The 22,553-nt window shown below is 64.7% G+C and carries 19 protein-coding genes; 8 read left to right on the forward strand and 11 right to left on the reverse strand.

The genetic code is table 11. From position 1 onward, the window contains the following. Positions 1 to 156: 156 nt before the first annotated feature. The 3 genes from AB4Y42_RS10200 to AB4Y42_RS10210 form a co-directional block, all read right to left on the reverse strand. Positions 157 to 675 (reverse strand): DUF192 domain-containing protein, encoded by a 519-nt coding sequence (locus AB4Y42_RS10200; protein WP_368694094.1) that lies wholly within the window; start codon positions 673 to 675, stop codon positions 157 to 159. Positions 676 to 907: 232 nt separating this feature from the next. Continuing rightward, complete coding sequence (locus AB4Y42_RS10205; RefSeq protein WP_028213393.1) at positions 908 to 1,108, reverse strand: hypothetical protein; 201 nt, start codon at positions 1,106 to 1,108, stop codon at positions 908 to 910. A 344-nt stretch (positions 1,109 to 1,452) separates the two neighbouring features. Then, positions 1,453 to 2,034 carry a pseudouridine synthase gene (locus AB4Y42_RS10210; RefSeq protein WP_368687663.1) on the reverse strand — a complete coding sequence of 194 codons (582 nt, stop codon included), beginning with the start codon at positions 2,032 to 2,034 and terminating at the stop codon, positions 1,453 to 1,455. 407 nt (positions 2,035 to 2,441) lie between these two features. On the opposite strand from AB4Y42_RS10210, the gene icd reads away from it, so the two are divergent. Continuing rightward, positions 2,442 to 3,698 carry an NADP-dependent isocitrate dehydrogenase gene (gene icd, locus AB4Y42_RS10215; protein WP_368694095.1) on the forward strand — a complete coding sequence of 419 codons (1,257 nt, stop codon included), beginning with the start codon at positions 2,442 to 2,444 and terminating at the stop codon, positions 3,696 to 3,698. Positions 3,699 to 3,853: 155 nt separating this feature from the next. Here the strand turns inward: icd and AB4Y42_RS10220 are convergent, their stop codons facing one another. After that, positions 3,854 to 4,042, reverse strand: coding sequence for a hypothetical protein (locus AB4Y42_RS10220; RefSeq protein ID WP_368694096.1), 189 nt, complete (start codon positions 4,040 to 4,042; stop codon positions 3,854 to 3,856). A 296-nt stretch (positions 4,043 to 4,338) separates the two neighbouring features. On the opposite strand from AB4Y42_RS10220, the gene AB4Y42_RS10225 reads away from it, so the two are divergent. Next, positions 4,339 to 5,952 (forward strand): multicopper oxidase family protein, encoded by a 1,614-nt coding sequence (locus AB4Y42_RS10225; protein ID WP_368694097.1) that lies wholly within the window; start codon positions 4,339 to 4,341, stop codon positions 5,950 to 5,952. Between the two features lie 79 nt (positions 5,953 to 6,031). Here AB4Y42_RS10225 and cspD read toward each other — a convergent pair whose 3' ends face one another. After that, positions 6,032 to 6,238 (reverse strand): cold shock domain-containing protein CspD, encoded by a 207-nt coding sequence (gene cspD, locus AB4Y42_RS10230; protein WP_017776809.1) that lies wholly within the window; start codon positions 6,236 to 6,238, stop codon positions 6,032 to 6,034. A 585-nt stretch (positions 6,239 to 6,823) separates the two neighbouring features. Here cspD and clpS point away from each other — a divergent pair. The 3 genes from clpS to AB4Y42_RS10245 all read left to right on the forward strand — a co-directional run bounded on the left by clpS (position 6,824) and on the right by AB4Y42_RS10245 (position 11,057). After that, entirely contained in the window at positions 6,824 to 7,138 is a 315-nt protein-coding gene (clpS, locus tag AB4Y42_RS10235) for an ATP-dependent Clp protease adapter ClpS (RefSeq protein ID WP_028213389.1), read from the forward strand. Further along, complete coding sequence (gene clpA / locus AB4Y42_RS10240; protein WP_069262762.1) at positions 7,135 to 9,426, forward strand: ATP-dependent Clp protease ATP-binding subunit ClpA; 2,292 nt, start codon at positions 7,135 to 7,137, stop codon at positions 9,424 to 9,426. The genes clpS and clpA overlap by 4 nt, the downstream gene beginning before the upstream one ends. Before the next feature lie 215 nt (positions 9,427 to 9,641). Next, positions 9,642 to 11,057 carry an amino acid permease gene (locus tag AB4Y42_RS10245; RefSeq protein ID WP_368687667.1) on the forward strand — a complete coding sequence of 472 codons (1,416 nt, stop codon included), beginning with the start codon at positions 9,642 to 9,644 and terminating at the stop codon, positions 11,055 to 11,057. Positions 11,058 to 11,113: 56 nt separating this feature from the next. Here the strand turns inward: AB4Y42_RS10245 and dut are convergent, their stop codons facing one another. From dut to AB4Y42_RS10275, 6 genes are all read right to left on the reverse strand, one after another. After that, the gene (gene dut / locus AB4Y42_RS10250) at positions 11,114 to 11,560 is read right to left on the reverse strand and encodes a dUTP diphosphatase (RefSeq protein WP_028205273.1); all 447 of its coding nucleotides are present in this window, start codon (positions 11,558 to 11,560) and stop codon (positions 11,114 to 11,116) included. 32 nt (positions 11,561 to 11,592) lie between these two features. Then, positions 11,593 to 12,597, reverse strand: coding sequence for an LLM class flavin-dependent oxidoreductase (locus AB4Y42_RS10255; protein ID WP_368694098.1), 1,005 nt, complete (start codon positions 12,595 to 12,597; stop codon positions 11,593 to 11,595). A 67-nt stretch (positions 12,598 to 12,664) separates the two neighbouring features. After that, positions 12,665 to 13,894, reverse strand: coding sequence for a bifunctional phosphopantothenoylcysteine decarboxylase/phosphopantothenate--cysteine ligase CoaBC (coaBC, locus tag AB4Y42_RS10260; protein WP_368694099.1), 1,230 nt, complete (start codon positions 13,892 to 13,894; stop codon positions 12,665 to 12,667). Positions 13,895 to 13,980: 86 nt separating this feature from the next. Continuing rightward, complete coding sequence (gene lspA, locus AB4Y42_RS10265) at positions 13,981 to 14,496, reverse strand: signal peptidase II (RefSeq protein ID WP_368687671.1); 516 nt, start codon at positions 14,494 to 14,496, stop codon at positions 13,981 to 13,983. Then, positions 14,496 to 17,345, reverse strand: coding sequence for an isoleucine--tRNA ligase (gene ileS / locus AB4Y42_RS10270; RefSeq protein ID WP_368687672.1), 2,850 nt, complete (start codon positions 17,343 to 17,345; stop codon positions 14,496 to 14,498). The genes lspA and ileS overlap by 1 nt, the downstream gene beginning before the upstream one ends. Positions 17,346 to 17,486: 141 nt before the next feature. Then, complete coding sequence (locus AB4Y42_RS10275) at positions 17,487 to 18,482, reverse strand: bifunctional riboflavin kinase/FAD synthetase (protein ID WP_368687673.1); 996 nt, start codon at positions 18,480 to 18,482, stop codon at positions 17,487 to 17,489. A 190-nt stretch (positions 18,483 to 18,672) separates the two neighbouring features. Between AB4Y42_RS10275 and purN the strand changes: the two genes are divergently transcribed. The 3 genes from purN to AB4Y42_RS10290 all read left to right on the forward strand — a co-directional run bounded on the left by purN (position 18,673) and on the right by AB4Y42_RS10290 (position 22,401). After that, complete coding sequence (gene purN, locus AB4Y42_RS10280) at positions 18,673 to 19,332, forward strand: phosphoribosylglycinamide formyltransferase (protein ID WP_368687674.1); 660 nt, start codon at positions 18,673 to 18,675, stop codon at positions 19,330 to 19,332. Continuing rightward, positions 19,329 to 20,720, forward strand: a complete 1,392-nt coding sequence (locus AB4Y42_RS10285; protein WP_368694100.1) for an RsmB/NOP family class I SAM-dependent RNA methyltransferase — start codon at positions 19,329 to 19,331, stop codon at positions 20,718 to 20,720. Before purN ends, AB4Y42_RS10285 begins: the two co-directional genes overlap by 4 nt. Positions 20,721 to 21,204: 484 nt before the next feature. Then, positions 21,205 to 22,401: an acyl-CoA desaturase gene (locus AB4Y42_RS10290; RefSeq protein ID WP_342921099.1), complete on the forward strand. Its 1,197-nt coding sequence runs from the start codon at positions 21,205 to 21,207 to the stop codon at positions 22,399 to 22,401. Positions 22,402 to 22,553 lie beyond the last annotated feature (152 nt).

A 22,553-nucleotide genomic window follows, 5' to 3' on the forward strand; every position in this document is an offset into this window, starting at 1 on the left:
TGCCGCGGCGCGGGAAGTGGCGACCGCGCTGCGCAGGGGCGCCAGGCGGCGCGCCGGCGGGCAGGGGGGCGCAAAAAAAGCCGGCGCCGCGCGCGTGCGGGGCCGGCTTGCGTTTTTGCGCGGCGCGCGAATGGCGCGCGCTGGGTCGCCGCGCGCTTACTGCAGCGGCGGCAGTCCCTGAATCTTCATGCCGGGCTTGATGCCCTTCGCCGTGAACCAGCCCTTCGGCATTTCGAGCGCGAAGACGCCGTTGTTACGCGGGCAGTGGTTGTTGGTCGTTTCGGCCTGCATCTCGTCGATGTCGGTGATCGTACCGTCGGCGCGAATAAAAGCGATCGACAGCGGGATCAGCGTGTTCTTCATCCAGAAGCAGTGCACGGCGTTTTCGCCGAACACGAACAGCATGCCTTCATTGGGCCCGAGCTGCGAGCGGTACATGAGGCCTTGTTCACGGTCCGCGTCGTTGGCGGCGACCGCTGCGTCGATCACGAACATGCCTGCCGTGAGCTTCACGCGCGGAAATTCGCTCGGCTGCTTCGCGCCCGGCGGCATCTGCTGCGCCTGCGCGATGCTCGACGTGGCCGTCGCGGTGAACATGAGCGCCGCGAAAGCGGCCAATGGCAATGCGACGACAAGCGCGCAGCGCACGAAGAACGAGCGCAGGGAAAATCGCACGAGAGACTCCTTCCTGTAGGTTAATCCGCGCATGTTACGCGACCAGGTCAGAGCGGGTCAAAATGCGCGGCGCGGTTCACGTCATCGACGTGATGCGGCGAGCGCGCGTGACAAAAAAATGGCTGAAAATCGGGCAGCCAAACAAAAAGGCAGAACGCCTTGCGGCGCTCTGCCTTTCGTCGCGCTGAAGAGCAGCACCGAGTGCCGCGGCTTCATGCGTCTTACAACAAGCTTACTCCGAAGCTGCCGAAGCGGCTTCAGCCTTCGCTGCCTTCTTGTGCGACGACTTCTTGTGTGCCTTCTTGTGCGACGACTTGTGAGCAGCCGAAGCAGCAGCAGCCGGAGCAGCCGAAGCAGCTTCCGGAGCCGAAGCTTGTGCGAATGCAGCCGATGCGAAGAGACCAGCGACCAGAGCAGCGATCAGTTTGTTCATGTTGTGAATCCTCAAGCTTGAGTTGATTAACCAAGTGACCCGGTTTTTGGAGTCAGGTCGGTAAACGTGCCATCCACCTTTCGGTTGACAGCCGCTTTCGACAAATTCACGTGAATTTGATTTCTGCGTCTGCCAGCGGTCGGGACCGTACATTGCTGCGAGGACCCTGAAGGCTGAATGCCGGATAGCTTCTGGAGGCATCTGCGTCGAATAACGCATGGTCTCGCGAGACGGTTGACGCAAACTTTTGATTTGCTTCGTAACGAGACGCAACAGAAAGATGAGGGACGTGCCGCGTAATTCGAAAAAAAATGATCAGCACGCGAAAAGTGCTTGCACAACAATCACTTGTGTCTGTGAGACGTGTTTTGCCAGGGCGCATTGGTGGGCACGTCGATGCTTTCGCCGGGTGCCAGGCCAAGTGAAAAAATATCGAGCGCGCCGATCGCGACGCGTACGAGTCGCAACGTTGGATAGCCCACTGCCGCGGTCATGCGTCGCACTTGCCGGTTCTTGCCTTCGCTGATCGCAATCTCGACCCACGTGGTGGGGATCGACGCGCGATAACGAATCGGCGGATGACGCGGCCACAAATTTTCGGGCTCAACAATGATTCTTGTTCGACACGGCTGCGTCACGAAGTCACCGAGATCGAGGCCGCGTTCGAGCGCGGCAAGCGCTGCCGCATCAGGTTCGCCTTCCACTTGCGCCCAATAGCGCTTCACGAGCTTGCGTTTCGGTTCGGCGATGCGTGCTTGCAAGGCGCCGTCGTCGGTGAGGAGCAGGAGCCCTTCGCTATCGGAGTCGAGCCGGCCCGCGGGATAGACGCCCGGCACCTTCACCCAGTCCGCGAGAGACTGACGGGTTTCGTGCGGCGAAAACTGACAGATCGTGCCGAACGGTTTATTGAGGGCGATCAAGCGCATGACTGGGCGACGGGTACGAATGGATGACTGGCTGGCGCCGAGATCTTAATGCATATTACGTTTCGCCGATTTCTACGTCTTATATAAGACATAAGATACGAGCGGACCGGATCATCCGATAGTGGCGACGACAACCCACGCGAGGACGCCGCGCGCGCGGTACGGACATGTTCGCCATGCCGCGCCGCAGCACCGCAAATGGCTTGCTTTGAGCCGGCGTTCGTGTGAAGGGCGCGGCACGCATGCGCGAGGCGTGGGCTAGAATAGCCGCCAGACCCTCACGCCGACGGGCTGTTCGCGCCGCCAGGCAAGCCGCCCGCTCTCGCCGGGCGAACAGGCTTCGCCGCCGCTGCGAGGCGCCGCGCGCCACACCCGCTACCACAGCCTTGCCCTTACTGGAGTCGATCATGCCGTATCAGCACATCGTGGTTCCGACCGGCGGTGAAAAGATCACCGTCAATCCGGACTTCTCGCTCAACGTCTCGGACCAGCCGATCATCCCGTACATCGAAGGCGACGGCACGGGCGTGGACATTACGCCGGTCATGCTGAAAGTGGTCGATGCGGCAGTCGAAAAGGCCTACGGCGGCAAGCGCAAGATTCACTGGATGGAAATCTACGCGGGCGAGAAGGCGACGCGGGTCTACGGTCCCGACGTGTGGCTGCCCGAAGAAACGCTCGACGTCGTGAAGGAATACGTGGTGTCGATCAAGGGGCCGCTCACGACGCCGGTGGGCGGCGGCATCCGCTCGCTCAACGTCGCGCTGCGCCAGCAGCTCGATCTGTACGTGTGCCTGCGCCCGGTGCAGTACTTCAAGGGCGTGCCCTCGCCGGTGCGCGCGCCGGAGAAGGTCAACATGGTCATTTTCCGCGAGAACTCGGAGGACATCTATGCGGGCATCGAATGGCCCGCGGAGTCCGAAGGCGCGAAGAAGCTCATCAGCTTCCTGCGCGAAGAGATGGGCGTGGCGAAGATCCGCTTCCCGGACAGTTCCGGCGTCGGCGTCAAGCCGGTGTCGCGCGAAGGCACGGAGCGTCTCGTGCGCAAGGCGATCCAGTATGCGATCGACAACGAGCGCCGCTCGGTCACGCTCGTGCACAAGGGCAACATCATGAAGTACACCGAAGGCGCGTTCCGCGACTACGGTTATGCGCTCGCGCAGAAGGAGTTCGCAGCGGAACTGATAGACGGCGGCCCGTGGATGAAGATCAAGAATCCGAAGACGGGCGGCGACATCGTGATCAAGGACGTGATCGCCGATGCCTTCCTGCAGCAGATCCTGCTGCGCCCTGCCGAATACGACGTGATCGCCACGCTGAACCTGAACGGCGATTACATTTCCGATGCGCTGGCGGCACAGGTGGGCGGCATCGGGATCGCACCGGGCGCGAATCTTTCGGACTCCGTGGCGATGTTCGAGGCGACTCACGGCACGGCCCCCAAGTATGCGGGCAAGGACTATGTGAATCCGGGCTCCGAAATTCTTTCGGCGGAAATGATGCTGCGTCATCTCGGCTGGTTCGAAGCGGCGAACCTCATCATCGCCTCGATGGAGAAGTCAATTCTGCAGAAGCGCGTGACCTATGACTTCGCGCGTTTGATGGAAGGGGCGACGCAGGTATCGTGCTCGGGCTTCGGGCAGGTGATGATCGAGAATATGTAGGCACAAGACGGCTCATCGCCGTCCTGGTGGAAAAAACCGGCAGATCGCAAGATCTGCCGGCTTTTTTTATCCGGCTCGCCGTCAATCCGTCACGATTGGGCGGTCGATCCGACTTCGCTCACCCCGTGCGCTATCATGGCAGCGGTCAATCGAATTCATCCGCAGCTTCGTACAACGTGCCAGTCGTCTATCGCTTCTTTCTCGTCTGCCTGCTCGCGCTGCTTTCCATGCGCGGCGCGATGGCGTGCGAGCACGCGCAGCACGATGCGCTGGCGGCGCACGCTGCACTCACGCCGCACGTTGTCGTCGCCGCCGGCGGTCGTTGCGCCGGGACGAGCACTCATGGTCAGGGTTCGCATTCCCCTTGCGGCACGAGTTGCTGCGTCGCGGGCTGCTGCGCGCATTGCAGCGTGCCTTCCGTGGTGACCGCATTCGATGTGCAAACCGGCGCTCGTTCCGCGCTTACCGTGCTTTCCGCAGCCTTGCGCGCCGGCATTACGCACGCGCCTCCTTTGCCTCCTCCAATCGCCTGAACAGTGGCGCTCGCGCTTTGCGCGAGCGCAACGAATTCCGCGCGCACGGCGTGCGTGTTGTCGCGCGACGCGTGCCCAGGCATGAACGAGGTATGAGGATTTCATCGATGAAACGAAGAGCATTTCTATCCGGCGCGTTGGGCGCCGCCACCGCGACCCTGTTCGCGCGCCATGCATCCGCACAGAACGCGGGCGATGCGATGCACGGCATGCACGGCATGCACGGCATGACGGACATGCCGGCGATGTCGGGCGGCACGATGCACGCGCAAGGGCCGCTTGCGCCCGCCGATGCGTTACCCGCCGGCGCGCCGCTTGCCGCGCTGCGCACGCTCGCCAATCAGAGCCGCGAGCCAGGCCAGTTTCGCGCGACTCTCGTCGCGCAACCCGCTGCGCGGGCGCTGCTGCCCGGAAAGCAGCAAACCGTCTTCTGGCAATACGATGCACTCTCAGCGGCCGAAAACGATGGCCCGGTCATCGGCCCGATGATCGACGTACGCGAGGGCGACACCGTCGAAATCACCTTCGTGAACCGGCTGCCCCTGCCGTCGACGATTCACTGGCACGGCCTGCCCGTGCCGCCCGATCAGGACGGCAATCCATCGAAACCCGTCGCGCCTGGCGCGCAGCATGTTTATCGCTTCACGCTGCCGCCGGGGAGCGCGGGCACCTACTGGTATCACCCGCATCCGCACATGCTGAGTTCGGAGCAGGTGTTCCGAGGGCTGGCGGGGCCCTTCGTCGTGCGTGCCGCCGATGATCCGCTCGCGGCGTGGCCCGAGCGGCATCTGTTCGTGTCCGACCTGAAGCTCGCGGCGGACGGCACGATTCCCGCGAACGGCATGATGGACTGGATGAACGGCCGCGAAGGTCAGTACGTGCTCGTCAACGGCGCGCGTCAGCCTCACATCGAGGTCGTGCGCGATGAGCGCTGGCGCGTCTGGAATGGCTGTAACGCGCGCTATCTGCAACTCGCCTTCGACGACGGCCGCGCGTTCACGCAGGTGGGCACCGACGGCGGGCTGCTGGGCGCGCCGCGCGAGGGCGTGACCTCGTTGTTGCTCGCGCCGGGCGAACGCGTGGAGCTGATCGTGCGCGTGGGGCAGGGCGCCTCGCGTGCGTCGCTGATTGCCGCGCAATACGACCGTCGCAAGATGGCGATGACGCACGGCAGCTTGCCTGCTGGGCCATCGCTGATCCTCGCGAGGGTTGGCTTCGCACCGGCAGGCGCGACACAAACGGCGCTGCCGGCGCGCCTGCGCGAGATTGCGCCGCTCATTTCTTCAGGTTCCCTAACGGTCCCGAAACAGAGCGTGCTGTTCAGCGAGGCGATGGACATGAAAGCGATGCACGCACCGGGCGCGTCCGCGCAGCCCATGCCGCGCGGCATGCAGTTCATGGTGAACGGAGCGGTATTCGATCCGGCGCGCGTGACGCTGACGAGCCGGCGCGGCGAAGTCGAGCACTGGACGATTGCAAACGGCACGGACATGGATCATCCGTTTCATCTGCACGGTACGCAATTTCAGGTGCTGGCGCGCGAGCGCGGCGGTGTGCGCAAGGAGGAGGATCTGCTGGCTTGGCGCGACACAGTGAACGTGCGGCCCGGTGAAACGGTGCACATCGCCACCGTCCAGCACGAGGCGGGCGATCGCATGTTTCATTGCCATATCCTCGAGCACGAGGATCTCGGCATGATGGGTACGTTGCGCGTGAGCTAGCACGCGAACGTTAAAAAACCATTACACCAAAAAGAAACCCGGCCGAAGCCGGGTTTCCAAGGTACGGGTACCGAACAGATCAGGCTGCTGCCTGAATGTTCGATGCCTGTTTACCCTTCGGGCCTTGCACGACCTCGAAGCTCACCTTCTGCCCTTCTTTGAGGGTCTTGAAGCCATTCATTTGAATAGCCGAAAAGTGAGCGAACAGGTCCTCACCGCCTTCATCCGGCGTAATGAACCCGAAACCCTTCGCGTCGTTGAACCACTTGACCGTACCGGTTGCCATACCAACTTCCCCTGTAACTCATGTCACTACCACGAGCAGTTCGAAAAGCTAAACGATCGCGGTGCGATCGCCCCCTCCTCACAAGCTCACCAACGGCATTTTTTCGAATTAAAGGCGGTTGAAAAAAGTGCCAGCTTGATTGTTGAGGGTCTTTAATCTGCTGTCAAGAATATTTTGAGACGCTCCTTGACACGTTGTAAAGAGCGCATTTCCAGGGTTTTTCCTGCTTTTCGCCGACGCTGGGCACCGGTGCATAAAGCAGGTGCAGGAGAGCGTCTTGAAAAATCGCGCAGGTGACGCATATGCGATGCACCGCACCATGGAATCTGACACTGAGCGTGCGGGCGCCTACAGTCGCTTCCCACGGCAACGTCAAGGTTGTGCGATACTCGATTCAACGGTGGCGTGAAAGCTGCTGAGAGCAGGATTGTGTACCGGCCCCGCAGCCGGTCCAAGGGATCGGGGCCGGGCCAGGGCGCATGAATTGCTTGCAGCGGGTCGCAGGTCGGGAGCGCCGGGTTCACCGGCCGGCCGGTCAGGTTACGGCAGGATTGCGGGCCTGTCCGAGTTGTTTAGAATGGGTGTATGGCGATTATCCCGGACAAGCAGGATTCAACCGTACTGGAGCGGCAGGAGCAAAAGGTCAAACCGCCCTCCATGTACAAGGTCGTGCTAATGAATGATGACTACACGCCGATGGAATTCGTCGTGATGGTCGTGCAGGAATATTTCAATAAGGACCGCGAGACCGCAACGCAGATCATGTTGAAGGTCCATCGCGAGGGCAGGGGTGTTTGTGGGGTCTATACGCGGGACATCGCGTCGACCAAGGTTGAGCAAGTCGTTACCCACGCACGGCAGGCCGGGCATCCGCTGCAGTGTGTGATGGAGGAAGCATGATTGCCCAGGAACTGGAAGTCAGCCTGCACATGGCGTTCATGGAAGCACGTCAGGCGCGGCACGAGTTCATAACGGTCGAGCATCTGCTGCTGGCGCTGTTGGACAATCCAACAGCGGCGGAAGTGCTGCGCGCGTGTGCCGCCAATATCGAAGACCTGCGACAGAACCTGCGCAACTTCATTCACGACAATACCCCTACGGTTCCCGGCACGGATGACGTCGATACGCAGCCGACGCTCGGGTTCCAGCGCGTGATCCAGCGCGCGATCATGCACGTTCAGTCCACTTCCAACGGCAAGAAGGAAGTGACGGGCGCGAACGTACTGGTCGCCATCTTCGGCGAGAAGGACTCGCACGCGGTGTACTACCTGCAGCAGCAGGGCGTCACGCGTCTGGATGTCGTGAATTTCATTTCGCACGGTATCGCGAAGACGGGCAGCGGCGAAGCCGCCAAGGCCAGCGACGCGAACGCCGAAGCCGAAGACGCCGCCGGCCAGAAGGAAACCCCGCTCGCCCAGTTCACGCAGAACCTGAACCAGATGGCGAAGGACGGCCGGATCGATCCGCTCATCGGTCGCGAACTGGAAGTGGAGCGCGTGGTGCAGGTGCTGTGCCGCCGCCGCAAGAACAATCCGCTGCTCGTCGGTGAGGCCGGTGTCGGCAAGACCGCGATCGCGGAAGGGCTCGCCTGGCGCATCACGCGCGGCGAAGTCCCGGACATTCTCGCGGATGCCCAGGTCTACTCGCTCGACATGGGCGCGCTGCTGGCGGGCACGAAATATCGCGGCGACTTCGAGCAACGCCTCAAAACGGTGCTGAAAGAACTGAAAGAGCGTCCGCACGCCATTCTGTTCATCGACGAAATTCATACGCTGATCGGCGCGGGCGCCGCGTCGGGCGGTACGCTCGATGCGTCGAACCTGCTCAAGCCGGCGCTCTCGTCGGGCACGCTCAAGTGCATCGGCGCGACGACGTTCACGGAATACCGCGGCATCTTCGAGAAGGACGCGGCGCTGTCGCGGCGCTTCCAGAAGGTCGACGTGGTCGAGCCGACCGTCGAGCAAACCGTGGCGATCCTGCGCGGTCTGAAGTCGCGCTTCGAAGAGCACCACGGCGTGAAGTATTCGTCGGGCGCGCTGAACGCGGCCGCTGAACTGTCGGCGCGCTTCATCACCGACCGTCACTTGCCCGACAAGGCAATCGACGTGATCGACGAAGCGGGCGCGGCCCAGCGCATCCTGCCGAAGTCGAAGCAGAAGAAGACCATCGGCAAGAGCGAGATCGAGGAAATCATCTCGAAGATCGCGCGCGTGCCGGCGCAAAGCGTGTCGCAGGACGATCGCAGCAAGCTGCAGACGCTCGACCGCGATCTCAAGGCCGTGGTGTTCGGCCAGGATCCGGCCATCGACGCGCTCTCGGCTTCGATCAAGATGGCGCGCGCGGGGCTCGGCAAGACGGACAAGCCGATCGGTTCGTTCCTGTTCTCGGGCCCGACCGGCGTCGGCAAGACCGAAGTGGCGCGCCAGCTCGCGTTCACGCTCGGCATCGAGCTGATCCGCTTCGACATGTCCGAGTACATGGAGCGCCATGCGGTGAGCCGTCTGATCGGCGCGCCGCCGGGCTATGTCGGGTTCGACCAGGGCGGTCTGCTCACCGAAGCCGTCACGAAGAAGCCGCACTGCGTGCTGCTGCTCGACGAAATCGAGAAGGCGCACCCGGACATCTTCAACGTGCTGCTGCAGGTGATGGACCACGGCACGCTGACCGACAACAACGGCCGCAAGGCGGATTTCCGCAACGTCATCATCATCATGACGACGAACGCAGGCGCCGAGGCGATGAACAAGTCGACGATCGGCTTCACGACCCGGCGCGAGCAGGGCGACGAGCTGGCCGATATCAAGCGCCTGTTCACGCCCGAGTTCCGCAACCGGCTCGATCAGACGATCAGCTTCCGTGCGCTCGATGAGGAAATCATCATGCGCGTGGTCGACAAGTTCCTCATGCAACTGGAAGACCAGCTGCACGAGAAGAAGGTCGACGCGGTCTTCACCGACGCGCTGCGCAAGCATCTGGCCAAGCACGGCTTCGACCCGCTCATGGGCGCGCGGCCGATGCAGCGCCTGATCCAGGACACGATCCGCCGTGCGCTCGCCGACGAACTGCTGTTCGGCAAGCTCATGAACGGCGGCCGCGTGACCGTGGACGTGGACGCGGAAGACAAGGTCCAGCTGACGTTCGACGAGCAGCCGGCGCCGCGCAATCCGGAAGCGGTGGAAGTGGAGTAAGCGACACCGCACACGGCTTCAAGGCAAGACGGCGCAGTCCGAAAGGACTGCGCCGTTTTCTTTTGTGCTGTGGCAGGTCCAGGCGTTGCGGCGTGACGCGCGGGCGCGCCAGCCGGCTGCCGGCAATCAGCCGGTAAAATGCGCGTTTGTCCCGCCAGGGCGTTTATTTGATGCGCAGCGCTCAGTAGCGTCTCGCGCGAAGCAGGGGTGTAACAGTGGTACCACGTAAATCGGGCGCGTTCGAAGCCATCGTCGAGCGCGAACAAGGGCTGCGCCAGGGTTTGTCCGCTGGGCAGATGACGATGATCGCCATAGGCGGCGCAGTTGGCACGGGGCTCTTTCTCGGCAGCGGCTTCGCGATCTCGTTCGCCGGACCTGGCGTGCTCATTTCCTACGCGATCGGCGCGCTGATCGCCTTGCTGCTGATGGGCGCGCTTGCCGAGATGACCGTCGCGCATCCCGTATCGGGCTCGTTCGGCGCGTATGCCGAGCACTACATCGGGCCGCTCGCCGGGTTCGTCGTGCGCTATGCGTACTGGTCGGCGTATGTGCTGGCGGTGGGCACCGAGGTCGCGGCAATCGCTGTCTACATGAAATTCTGGTTCCCCCACGTGCCGGGGCTCTACTGGATCGTCGGATTTTCAGCAGCGTTGATCGTTGTGAACGCAATGAGTGTGCGCGCGTACGGCACCATCGAATATCTGTTTTCGAGCCTCAAGATCGCGGCCATCGTCGCGTTCATCGTGCTGGGTGCATGGTTCGTGTGGCGCGCGCCGGCCGGGTCCGGCGTGGGCTTCGCGAACTACACGTCGCACGGCGGCTTGCTGCCGCGAGGCTGGTGGGGCGTGTGGGTGGGGACGATCGTCTCGCTCTTCAGCTACCTGGGCGTGGAGACGATCGCCGTGGCGGCTGCCGAGGCGCAGGACCCGCAACGCGCCGTCACGCGCGCGTTTCGCGCAACCGTGCTGCGCCTCGTGCTGTTCTATCTGCTCACGCTTGCGCTCATGCTCGCCATCGTGCCGTGGACCCAGGCGGGTGGCAACGAGAGCCCGTTCGTGAAGGTCATGGCCGCAACCGGCGTGCCATACGCTGCGGGTGCGATCAACTTCATCGTGCTCGTGGCGGCGCTCTCGGCCATGAACAGCCAGCTCTACATCACCACGCGCATGATGTTCAGCCTTTCCCGCGCGGGTTACGCGCCGGCGACGTTCGGGCGCCTCACGCGTCACGGCGTGCCGACGGCCGCGCTTTCGCTGTCCACCATCGGCATTGCGGTGGCGGCCGTGCTCAACGCGCTCTGGCCGCAGGCAGCGTTCACGCTGATGATGTCGATCGCCATGTTCGGCGCGATGTTCACGTGGTTCATGATCTTCGTCACGCAGATCTTTTTCCGCGTGCGCCAGGCGCGCGAAGGCGGCGCGCCGCTCGCGTTCCGCATGTGGGGCTTTCCGTTTACGAGCGTGCTGGGCGCGCTGCTGATGCTCGGCATTCTGGCTGGCACGGCCTTCACGCGCGAATTCCGCATGACGCTGGCCTACGGCCTCGCGTTTCTCGCGGTGCTCGTCGTGGTGTATGCGCTCTGGTACCGCCGGCGTCCCGGCGCGGCGCAGCGAACCGAAGCCTCCGTCTAAAACGCAAAAAAAGCACGCCAAGGCGTGCTTTTTTGTTGTCGGCGCAACCGCCTGCGTCAGTGCTTGCCCGTGCTGCCGAAGCCGCCCGCGCCGCGCTCGCTCGCCTCGAAGTCGTCGACGATGTTGAACTGCGCCTGCACGACCGGCACGATCACGAGCTGCGCGAGGCGCTCCAGCGGGTTGAGCGTGAAGGTGGTGTGGCCGCGGTTCCAGGTCGAAATCATCAGTTCGCCCTGGTAGTCCGAGTCGATCAGGCCGACCAGATTGCCGAGCACGATACCGTGCTTGTGGCCGAGGCCCGAGCGCGGCAGGATCAGCGCCGCGTAGCCCGGATCGGCCACGTGGATGGCGAGGCCCGTCGGCACGAGCTTCGTTTCGCCCGGTTCGAGCGTGATCGGCGCGTCGAGGCACGCGCGCAGGTCGAGGCCGGCGCTGCCCGGCGTGGCGTAGTGGGGCAGCTGGTCGCGCATGCGCTCGTTCAGGATCTTGATGTCGATTTTCATGAAGTCAGGGTGAGTGGGCGGTGGTGGATCGCTCAGGCGCGAGGCAGCTGGAACGCCTCGGCGAGCAGTTCATAAGAGCGCAGACGAGCCTTGTAGCTGCCCGCAACGGTCAGCACGATCAGTTCGTCGGCGCGAAAGTTGTCCTTGATGGCGAGAAGGCGCTCGGTGACGCTCTCGGGCGTGCCGATGACGCTGCGCGGCTTCTCGCGGTCGATCACGATCTGCTCGCGCTCGCCATACTCCTGCGCGCGTCCTTGTTCGAGGCTCGGGATCGGCGCGTTCAGGCCGTAGGCCATCTGCACGCGGCGCAGGTCGACGGCCTTTTCGAGGTCGGCGGCCTCGGCTTCGGTGTCGGCGCAGATCGCGAACACGGCGCAGGCGAGATACGGCTTCGCTTCGTGGCCCGGCTTGAAGCGGTCGAGATAGGCCTCGGCCACCAGATGTCCGAAGTGCGCGTTGATGAAGTGCGCGAACGAGAAGCGCAGCCCGAGCTGCGCGGCGAGGTTGCCGCCGAAGTCGCTCGAACCGAGCACCCAGAGCTGCGGGCGCGTCTGGATCTGCGGCTGCAGCACGACGCCGCTCGCGAGATGATCGGCGGGGAGCGTGCCGTCCATCAGGCCGACGAGATCCTGCACCTGCTGCGCGAACAGGTCGCCGCGGTTGTACGTGCCCGCGGCCACGGCCTGCGCCGTGCGCATGTCGCCGCCCGGCGCGCGCCCGACACCGAGATCGATGCGCCGCGGAAAGAGCGCTTCGAGCATCATGAACTGCTCGGCGACCTTGAAGGGGCTGTAATAGGGCAGCATGATGCCGCCCGAGCCGATGCGGATGCGCTTCGTGACGCTGCCGAGGCGCGCGAGCAAGACTTCTGGGCACGGGTTGCACACGCCCAGCAGGCCGTGATGCTCGGCGCACCAGTAGCGCGTATAGCCGAGGTCGTCGGCGAGCTGTGCAAGCTCGATGGTGGCGGCGATGGCGTCCGCCGCGCTGTGCCCGGCGATGACGGGCGACTGGTCGAGTACCGAAAGCAGTGTCATGGCAGTACTGCTCCTTGCCTGGGTTCGCGGCGCCCAACGCCGGCACACGGATGCGCCGGCGCGCGCGTCACGAGATGATGCTCGGGTCCGGCAGACGCCGCGCGATTTCGGCGACGAGCGTCTGCGCGAGCGCCTGCTTGGCCGCGCGCGGCAGCGGCTTGCGGCCGCCCGCCTCGAACAGCACGACTTCATTGTCGTCCTGACCGAAGGTGAGCGGGCCGAGATTGCCGATCAGCAGCGGCACCTTCTTGCGCGCACGCTTTTCTTCGCCGTGCACGTCGAGGTCGCCGCTTTCGGCGGCGAAGCCCACACAGTACGGCGGATTCGGCAAGGCCGCGACCGAGGCGAGAATATCCGGGTTCTCGACGAACGTGAACGTCGGCATGCGGTGCTCGGCCGTCTTCTTGATCTTGTGCTCGGCGACATGATCGACGCGCCAGTCGGCCACTGCCGCCACGCCGATGAAGACATCGGCGTCGGTCGCGGCGCGCATGACCGCGTCGTACATCTGCTGGGCGGTCTGCACGTCTTCGCGATACACGCCCCACGGCGTTGCCAGCGCGACCGGGCCCGCGACCAGATGCACCTCGGCGCCCGCCTGCTGCGCGGCGCGTGCGAGCGCGAAACCCATCTTGCCGCTCGAGCGGTTGGTGATGCCGCGCACGGGATCGAGCGGCTCGAAGGTCGGGCCGGCGGTGATCAGGAGCTTGCGGCCCGCGAGCACCTTCGGCGCGAAGAACGACACGATCGCCTCATACACGGCCTCGGGTTCGAGCATGCGCCCGTCGCCGATCTCGCCGCACGCCTGCGGGCCGGAATCGGGGCCGAGCGTTTCGATGCCGTCCGCGCGCAGTTGCGCGACGTTGCGCTGCGTGGCCGGGTTTTGCCACATCTGCCGGTTCATCGCGGGCACGACCAGCAGCGGACAGTCGCGCGCCACGCACAGCGTGGAGAGCAGGTCGTCGGCGAAACCGTGGGCGAGTTTGGCGAGGAAGTCGGTCGAGGCGGGCGCGATGACGATGGCGTCGGCCTCGCGAGAGAGATCGATGTGCGCCATGTTGTTGGGCACGCGGCCGTCCCACTGGCTCGTGTAGACGGGGCGGCCCGAGAGCGCCTGCATGGTGACCGGCGTGATGAACTGCGTGGCCGCCTCGGTCATCACGACCTGCACGGTCGCGCCGGCCTTGGTCAGCAGGCGCGTGAGCTCGGCGATCTTGTAGCAGGCAATGCCGCCCGTCATGCCGAGCACGAGGTGGCGGCCGGCCAGTTCGCCTGGGTTTGCAGCGGACGTGTTCAAGTCACAGCTCCTATGTCGACCAGAGCTGGCGCGTTAGCGCCTGACTCGGGTCCCATGTCACGAAGTTGCGTGGGCAGCCCGCACGCTCAGCGCGCGCCGCGCACGCGCCGCAGTTCGTCGAACACCAGCAGCGCCGCGCCGATGCAGATCGCGCTATCGGCGAGGTTGAACGCCGGCCAGTGCCAGCCGCCCACGTGGAAATCGAGAAAGTCGATCACGTGGCCGTACAGCAGGCGGTCGATCACGTTGCCGAGCGCGCCGCCCATGATGAGCGCGAGCGCCGTGCAGAAGAGCTTCTGCGTGGCGTGGCGCTTGAGCAGATAGCAGATCACGAGCGCCGCCACCACGCCGAGCGCCGTGAACGCCCAGCGCTGCCAGCCGCCAGCGGCCGACAGGAAGCTGAATGCCGCGCCCTTGTTGTAAACCAGCACGAGGTTGAAGAACGGCGTGATCGCGCGGCCTTCGCCGTAGCTGAACACCTTGTTGATGGCGATTTTCGTGAGCTGGTCGGCGAGGATCACGATCACCGCGACCCCCAGCCACGGCGCGAGCGTGCCGCCCGCGCCATTCGACCTGGACTGCTTCGGCAGGGTTTTCGCCATTATGCCGCGCTCCGTTTTTCACCGTCGCCGAACAGATTCGCCACGCAGCGGCCGCACAGGCCCGGATGCTCCGCGTTCGCGCCCACGTCCTCGCGGTAGTGCCAGCAGCGCTCGCACTTGAGGTACTTCGAGGTGACCACTTCCACGCCTTCTTCGGCTTCGCCGTCGACCTTCACGATTTCCGCCGCCGAGGTGATCAGCACGAATTTCAGGTCGTCGCCGAGCGAGGCGAGCGCGTCGTAGCGCGCGCCGCTCGCGAGAATGCGCACTTCGGCCTGCAGCGACGAGCCGATCTGGTTCGCCACCCGCGCCTCTTCGAGTGCCTTCGTCACGTTGCCGCGCACTTCGCGCAGCAGCGTCCACTTGGCGATCAGCTCCGGCGCGCCTTCGACGTCCGGGAAGGCGTGGAAGGTTTCGGTGAAGATGGTTTCGCTTTGCGGCTGGAACACCTTCCAGGCTTCTTCGGCCGTGAACGACAGGAACGGCGCGAGGATGCGCAGCAGGCTGTGCGTGATGTGATGCAGCGCCGTTTGCGCGCCGCGGCGGGCCTTCGAGTCCGCTGCGCTCGTGTAGAGGCGGTCCTTCAGCACGTCGAGGTAGAAGCCGCCCAGGTCTTCCGAGCAGAACGTCTGGAGCTTGGCCACGACCGGGTGGAACTCGTAGCGGTCGTAGTGGGCGAGCACGTCGTTTTGCAGTGTGTGCGTGAGCGCGACGGCATAGCGGTCGATCTCGAGCCAGTCGCTCGCGGGCAGCGCGTGCTTCTCGAAGTCGAAGTCCGAGAGGTTCGAGAGCAGGAAGCGCAGCGTGTTGCGGATACGGCGATAGCCTTCCGTCACGCGCTTGAGAATTTCTTCCGAGATGGCCAGCTCGCCCGAGTAGTCGGTCGAGGCGATCCACAGACGGATGATTTCCGCGCCCAGGCGGTTCGCCACTTCATGCGGATCGACACCGTTGCCGAGCGACTTCGACATCTTGCGGCCTTCGCCGTCGACGGTGAAGCCGTGCGTGAGCAGCGCGTTGTAGGGCGGGCGGCCGTCGAGCATCGACGCCGTGAGCAGCGACGAGTGGAACCAGCCGCGGTGCTGGTCCGAGCCTTCCAGGTAGAGGTCGGCCGGGAACTGCAGTTCGTCCTTGTGCGAGCCGCGCAGCACGTGCCAGTGCGTCGTGCCCGAGTCGAACCACACGTCGAGCGTGTCGCGGTTCTTCTCGTACAGGTTGGCGTCGTCGCCGATCAGCTCGCGCGGGTCGAGCGTCTGCCACGCTTCGATGCCTTCCTTCTCCACGCGCTGCGCCACCTGCTCGAGCAGCTCCAGCGTGCGCGGATGCAGCTCGCCGGTTTCCTTGTGCACGAAGAACGCCATCGGCACGCCCCATTGGCGCTGGCGCGAGAGCGTCCAGTCCGGGCGGTTGGCGATCATCGAATAGAGGCGCTGCTTGCCCCACGAGGGGTAGAACGCCGTCGCCTCGATGCCTTCGAGCGCCGTTTCGCGCAGCGTCTTGCCGCCGTCCGCAGGCAGAACGTCCATGCCCGCGAACCACTGCGAGGTCGCGCGGTAGATGATCGGCGTCTTGTGGCGCCAGCAGTGCATGTAGCTGTGCAGGTACTTCTCGCTGCGCAGGAGCGTGCCGGCGGCGTCGAGTGCGTCGACGATCTTCGGGTTCGCCGCCCAGATCGAGAGGCCGCCGAACAGCGGCAGCGATTCGATGTAGCGGCCATCGCCCATCACCGGGCTGATGATGTCCGAGTCGGCCATGCCGTGCGCCTTGCACGACACGAAGTCTTCCACGCCGTAGGCGGGCGCGGAGTGCACGATGCCCGTGCCGGTGTCGGTCGTGACGTAGTCGCCGAGATAGATCGGCGAGGTGCGCTTGTAGCCCGGGTGCGCCGAGGCGAGCGGGTGATTGAAGCGCAGCAGCGAGAGCTTCTCGCCCTTCGTCGTGGCGACGATCTTGCCTTCGAGGCCGAACTCCTTCATGCACGCTTCCACGCGCTCGACGGCGAGGATCAGCAGGCCGCGTTGCGTGTCCACGAGCGCGTAGTCGATCTCCGGATGCACGTTCAGCGCCTGGTTCGACGGAATCGTCCAGGGCGTGGTGGTCCAGATCACGATGCCGCCTTCCTCGCGCGGCAGCGCGGGCAGGCCGAACGCGGCCGCCGTTTCGGCCGGTTGCGCGAACGTGAACAGCACGTCGATGGTCGGGTCGGTCTTGTCCTTGTACTCGACTTCGGCTTCGGCGAGCGCCGAGCCGCAGTCGAAGCACCAGTTCACGGGCTTGAGGCCCCGGAACACATAGCCCTTCTCGATGATCTTCGCGAGGGCGCGGATCTCGCCGGCCTCGTTCGCGAAGTTCATCGTCTTGTACGGGTTGTTCCAGTCGCCGAGCACGCCCAGGCGCTTGAAGCCCTTCTTTTGCGTCTCGATCTGGCCGGCCGCGTACTCGCGCGCCTTCTGCATCACTTCCTGGGCGGGCAGCGACTTGCCGAACTGCTTCTCGATCTGGATTTCGATCGGCATGCCGTGGCAGTCCCAGCCCGGCACGTAGACCGCGTCGAAGCCCGCGAGATTGCGCGCCTTGACGATCATGTCCTTGAGGATCTTGTTCACCGCGTGGCCGAGGTGGATGTCGCCGTTCGCATACGGCGGGCCGTCGTGCAGGATGAACTTCTTGCGGCCCTTCGAAGCCGCGCGGATCTTCTCGTAGACCTGGTTCTCTTCCCATTCCTTGACCCATTGCGGCTCGCGCTTCGGCAGGTCGCCGCGCATCGGGAACGGAGTGTCGAGCAGGTTGACGGGGTATTTGGATTCGGTCTTCTGTGGCTTGCCGGAGGATGCTTTCTTGTCGCTCATGGTGAGATCACGTGGAATTCGGGGGATGCATGGCGTCAGCGTTGCGGCCGATGCCGCGCAACCGTCGCCTCGGGCGCTGCATGCCGTGCTGTGTGCACGCGGCGCCTGGGGGCGGGGCAGCCCGCGCACGCGGGCCGCGGGTCACCTAATTCGGTCGGTGGCCGAGGTGGCGAAGCCGGTGGAGGCGCCGCCGGCCACGTCTGCGCCCGCGGCGGCGAACCACGCGCGCGTGTTCGCCACGTCGCGAGCGATCGCGGCGGTAAGCGTTTCGAGGTCGGGAAACTTCTCCTCGTCACGCAGCTTCTTGAGAAACTCGACGCGCACGAGCTTGCCGTAGGCGTCGCCGTGCCAGTCGAGCAGATGCACCTCGAGCAGCACGCGGCCCGAGTCGTCCACGGTCGGGCGCAGGCCGAGGCTCGCGACGCCCGGCAGCGGATGGTCGGCAATGCCATGCACCATCACGACGAAAATACCCTTGAGCGCCGGCCGCTTATGGCCGATCAGCAGGTTCATCGTGGGGAAGCCCAGGTCGCGCCCGAGTTTCAGGCCGTGCGTGACGTGCGCGCTGATGTGATAGCCGCGGCCCAGCGAGGCGCGCGCGGCGTCGAGGTCGCCCGCGTGCAGTTGCGCACGCACGGCGGAGCTGGAAATGCGCACGCCCGAAGGGTCGGCCACGGTCGCCATCTGCTCGACTTCGAAGCCGTGCTGCGCGCCCGCGGCCTGCAGCGAAGTGAAGTCGCCCGCGCGCTTTGCGCCATAGCGGAAGTCGTCGCCGATCATCATCCAGCGCGCGTGCAGCCCGCCCACGATGATGCGCTCGACGAACGCCTCGGGCGACTGGCTCGCGAACGTGTGATTGAAATGCTCGACCACCACGCGGTCCACGCCGTTCTCGCGCAGCGCCTCGAGCTTGTCGCGCAGCATGGCGATGCGCGGCGGGGCGCTGGCCGGGTTGAAGAACTCGCGCGGATGCGGCTCGAAGGTCATCACGCAGACGGGCAGGCCGCGCGCGTCGGCTGCCGCGCGCACGCGCGCGAGCAATGCCTGATGCCCGCGGTGGACACCGTCGAAATTGCCGATGGTCAGCGCGCAGGGCGCGCGGCTTTCGGCATTGGGAAGACCGCGGAAGACTCTCACGATAGCGGAACCTGGTGGAACCTCGAAAAGCGCGCTGGCGCAGCACGCGTGCCAATGATCGACTGTTGGCCGACTGACCCGGCCACTCGCGGCCCCAAGGACCGCGACGAAACAGAAGATTATAAACGCACGAGGCGACGATCGCCGCCGCACGAGCGTTGAGCCGGCCCCCCGATGATAAAATCCGCGGATGAAAAATCTCGTCATCCTGATTTCGGGGCGGGGCAGCAACATGGAAGCCATCGTGCGCGCCTGCGCGCGGGAAGCTTGGGGCGCGCGCATCGCCGCCGTGATTGCCAACCGTCCTGACGCCGCGGGCCTCGCGTTCGCGGCTTCGAACGGCATTGCCACGGCGGTCGTCGACCACCGCCAGTTTCCCGATCGCGCCAGCTTCGACGCGGCGCTCGCTCAAGTCATCGACGGCTACGCGCCGGACCTCGTCGTGCTGGCGGGCTTCATGCGCGTGCTGACCGAATCGTTCGTCGGCCACTATGCGGGTCGGATGCTCAATATCCATCCTTCGCTGCTGCCGATGTTTCCGGGCCTCAAGACGCACCAGCAGGCGCTCGACGCCGGCTGCCGCGTGCACGGCGCGACGGTGCATTTCGTCACGCCCACGCTCGATCATGGTCCGATCGTCGCGCAGTCGGTGGTTCCGGTGCGCACGGGCGACGACGCCGCGGCACTCGCCGCGCGCGTGCTCAAGACCGAACATCTGATGTATCCGCGCGCGGTGCGCTGGTTCGTCGAAGGGCGCCTCGCGCTCGACGGCGAACGCGTGACGCTCACGCCGGCCGAGCCACAGTGGCTCTTCTTTGACGACTCGCAAGCCGCCGGGGAGGGCGCATGAGACTGCATGGTTTTCTGATTGGACAGACTGAAACGTTGCTTGCCGACGTCCTGAAATTCACGGGTCCGGCCGACGCCGTGACGAGCCGCTTCTTCCGCGAGCATCCGAAGCTCGGCCACGCCGAGCGCGGGGTGATCGCCGAAGCCGTGTTCGCGGTGCTGCGCCGGCGCATGGAGTTCGCGCACCTGGCCGAAAGCGGCGCGGGCAGCCCGACGCGCCGCCTCACGCTGCTCGGCCTGATGGCGACGGCGGGCCGCTCGGCGATCCGTCCGTTCGTCTCGGACGCCGAGGCGACCTGGCTCGAGCACGTCGCGAAGATCGACCCGGCAAGCCTGCCGCTGCGCGTGCAGCTGAATCTGCCGGAGTGGATCATGAAGGCGCTGGAAACGCGCTTTGAGCCCACCGAACTCCCGCAACTGGCCGCCGCGCTCAATTACCCGGCGCCGCTCGATCTGCGCGCCAATCCCATCAAGGCGAGTCGCGAGGAGCTGATCCGCGCGCTGTCCGAGTCGGGCATCGAAGGCGGCGAAACGCCATTCGCGCCGTTCGGCGTGCGCGTGACGGGCAAGCCCGCGCTCGCGAAACTCGACTCGTTCAAGAACGGCTGGTTCGAGGTGCAGGACGAGGGCAGCCAGCTGCTGTGCACGCTGCTGGCGCCGCGCCGCGGCGAGATGGTCGTGGACTTCTGCGCGGGCGCGGGCGGCAAGACGCTGGCGCTCGGCGCGATGATGCGCTCGACGGGCCGGCTCTACGCCTTCGACGTGTCCGACCGGCGCCTCGCCAAGCTCAAGCCGCGCCTCGCGCGCAGCGGCCTTTCGAACGTCAATCCCGTGCTGATCGACAGCGAGCACGACGCCAAGATCAAGCGGCTGATCGGCAAGATCGACCGCGTGCTCGTGGATGCGCCGTGCTCGGGCCTCGGCACGCTGCGCCGCAACCCCGACCTCAAGTGGCGCCAGTCGCCGGAGTCGATCGCCGAACTCGCGCCCAAGCAGCTTTCGATTCTCACGAGCGCGGCGCGCCTGCTCAAGCGCGGCGGCCGTCTCGTCTACGCGACCTGCAGCATTCTCGAAGCCGAGAACGAAGCGGTCGTGAAGCAGTTCCTCGAGGCGCACCCCGAGTTCGTGCTGGTGAGCGCGCGCGACGTGCTGGCCGAGCAGCGCGTGGGCCTCGACACGGGTGACTACCTGTCGCTGTGGCCGCACCGCCACGCCACCGACGGCTTCTTTGCCGCCGTGCTGGAGCGTCGCGGCGAAGCGAAGCCGAAGAGCAAGGCCGCCGGCGCGCAGACCACGCCCGAAGAAGCCGCAGCGGAGCAAGAGGCGTCCGACGCAATCGCGAAGGCGCAGGAAAGCGAAGCGGCCGAGCCGGACGCCGCACTGGAGTAAGCCGCGCGGCAGGTGCGATGTTTGCGGGACCGTCCGGTGGGGAGAAGCCGGGCGGTCCGCGATAGCCGTGTTGGCCGATTGCTCGTTGCGTATTGGCGACATCTTCGACGCGGACCCTGTTCAGGGCGGTGACATACGCATCATCGCGCCCTGATTCCGAGCGAGCGCCGTATCGCATCGAATAATCAGGCGATGCGGGGCAACTCGAACCAGGATTCCTGTAGAGCGTGCGGAAGATGGGATCGCGGTGAAAGACTAGATGGGGCCAGATATCATGGAAAGTGCCAATTGAGCTGCGGCAAAGCGCCTCGAAACGCCCTTCAGATGTTGACGCCGTAACCATTAAAGAAAAAAATCTCCCTTTGTTACAAACACTTGGAACGGTTCTAGTAGAATGCCGTCCAATCGCATCTAGTCGCTTTCACTTTCTTGACACCGGCGCCTGGCTGAAAGGCCGACGCGCTTCGCTTCACAGGTAAATGCCTTGTTGAACTCCCTGCTTGATTTCCTCGCCCACGGGGTGCTCCATTTCTCGTGGTGGCAGATCGTGCTGTTCGCAGTGGTGGTCACCCACATCACGATCATCGGCGTGACGGTGTACCTGCACCGCTGCCAGGCGCACCGCGCGCTGGATCTGCATCCCATCGCGAGCCACTTCTTCCGCTTCTGGCTGTGGATGACCACGGGCATGCTCACGGGCCAGTGGGCCGCGATCCACCGCAAGCACCACGCCAAGTGCGAAACGGAAGAAGATCCGCACAGCCCGCAAACGCGTGGCATCTGGAAGGTGCTGCTCGAAGGCGCCGAACTCTATCGCGCCGAAGCAAAGAACGAAGAAACGCTGCGCCGTTTCAGCCACGGCACGCCCAACGACTGGATGGAGCGCAACGTCTACACGCGCTACCCCATTCTCGGCGTGAGCATCATGATGGTGATCGACGTCGCGCTGTTCGGCGCCGTCGGCCTCACCGTGTGGGCCGTGCAGATGGCGTGGATTCCGTTCTGGGCCGCAGGCGTCGTGAACGGCCTCGGCCACTTCTGGGGCTACCGCAACTTCAATTCGTCCGACGCGAGCACGAACCTTCTGCCGTTCGGCATCATCATTGGCGGCGAAGAGTTGCACAACAACCACCACACGTTCGCGACTTCGGCGAAGCTCTCGAACAAGTGGTACGAGTTCGACATCGGCTGGATGTATATCCGCATGATGCAGGCGGTTGGCCTTGCCAAGGTGAAGAAGGTCGCGCCGACCCCGCGTCTCGCCAAGGGCAAGCTCGTGGCCGACCACGAGACGCTGCAGGCCGTGCTCTCGAACCGCTATGAAGTCATGGCGAGCTACGCGAAGGCCGTGAAGCAGGCGTACCGCCAGGAACTGGCGCACCTGAAGGAAGTGGGCGAGCGCGAGAAGTACAAGGTCATGCGCGGCGCGCGCAAGTGGTTCGACAAGGAAGAAGCCAGCCTGAACGAACCCCAAAAGCGCCAGCTGCCGCAAATCTTCGCGAACAGCCAGAAGCTGCGCACGTTCATCGAACTGCGCAACGAACTCGCCGCGATCTGGGAACGTTCGAGCGCCTCGCGCGAACAGCTGCTCACGCAGCTCCAGGATTGGTGCCATCGCGCCGAACAAAGCGGTATCAAGGCGCTGCAGGAATTCGCTTCGCGCCTGCGCCGCTACGCCTGATCACCGGCTTGATCGTCCCGAGCGGATTTTGGCCCCTCAGTGGGGCGCAGGAAAATCCTTTAGAATGACGAGACGTCACAAAACCCCGCGCTGGCGGGGTTTTTCTTTTTGGGCCGCAAAAAAGCCGGAGTCCCCACAATGGCTTCATGGCG

The organism is Paraburkholderia sp. EG286B (assembly GCF_040965655.1).
GTDB lineage: Bacteria > Pseudomonadota > Gammaproteobacteria > Burkholderiales > Burkholderiaceae > Paraburkholderia.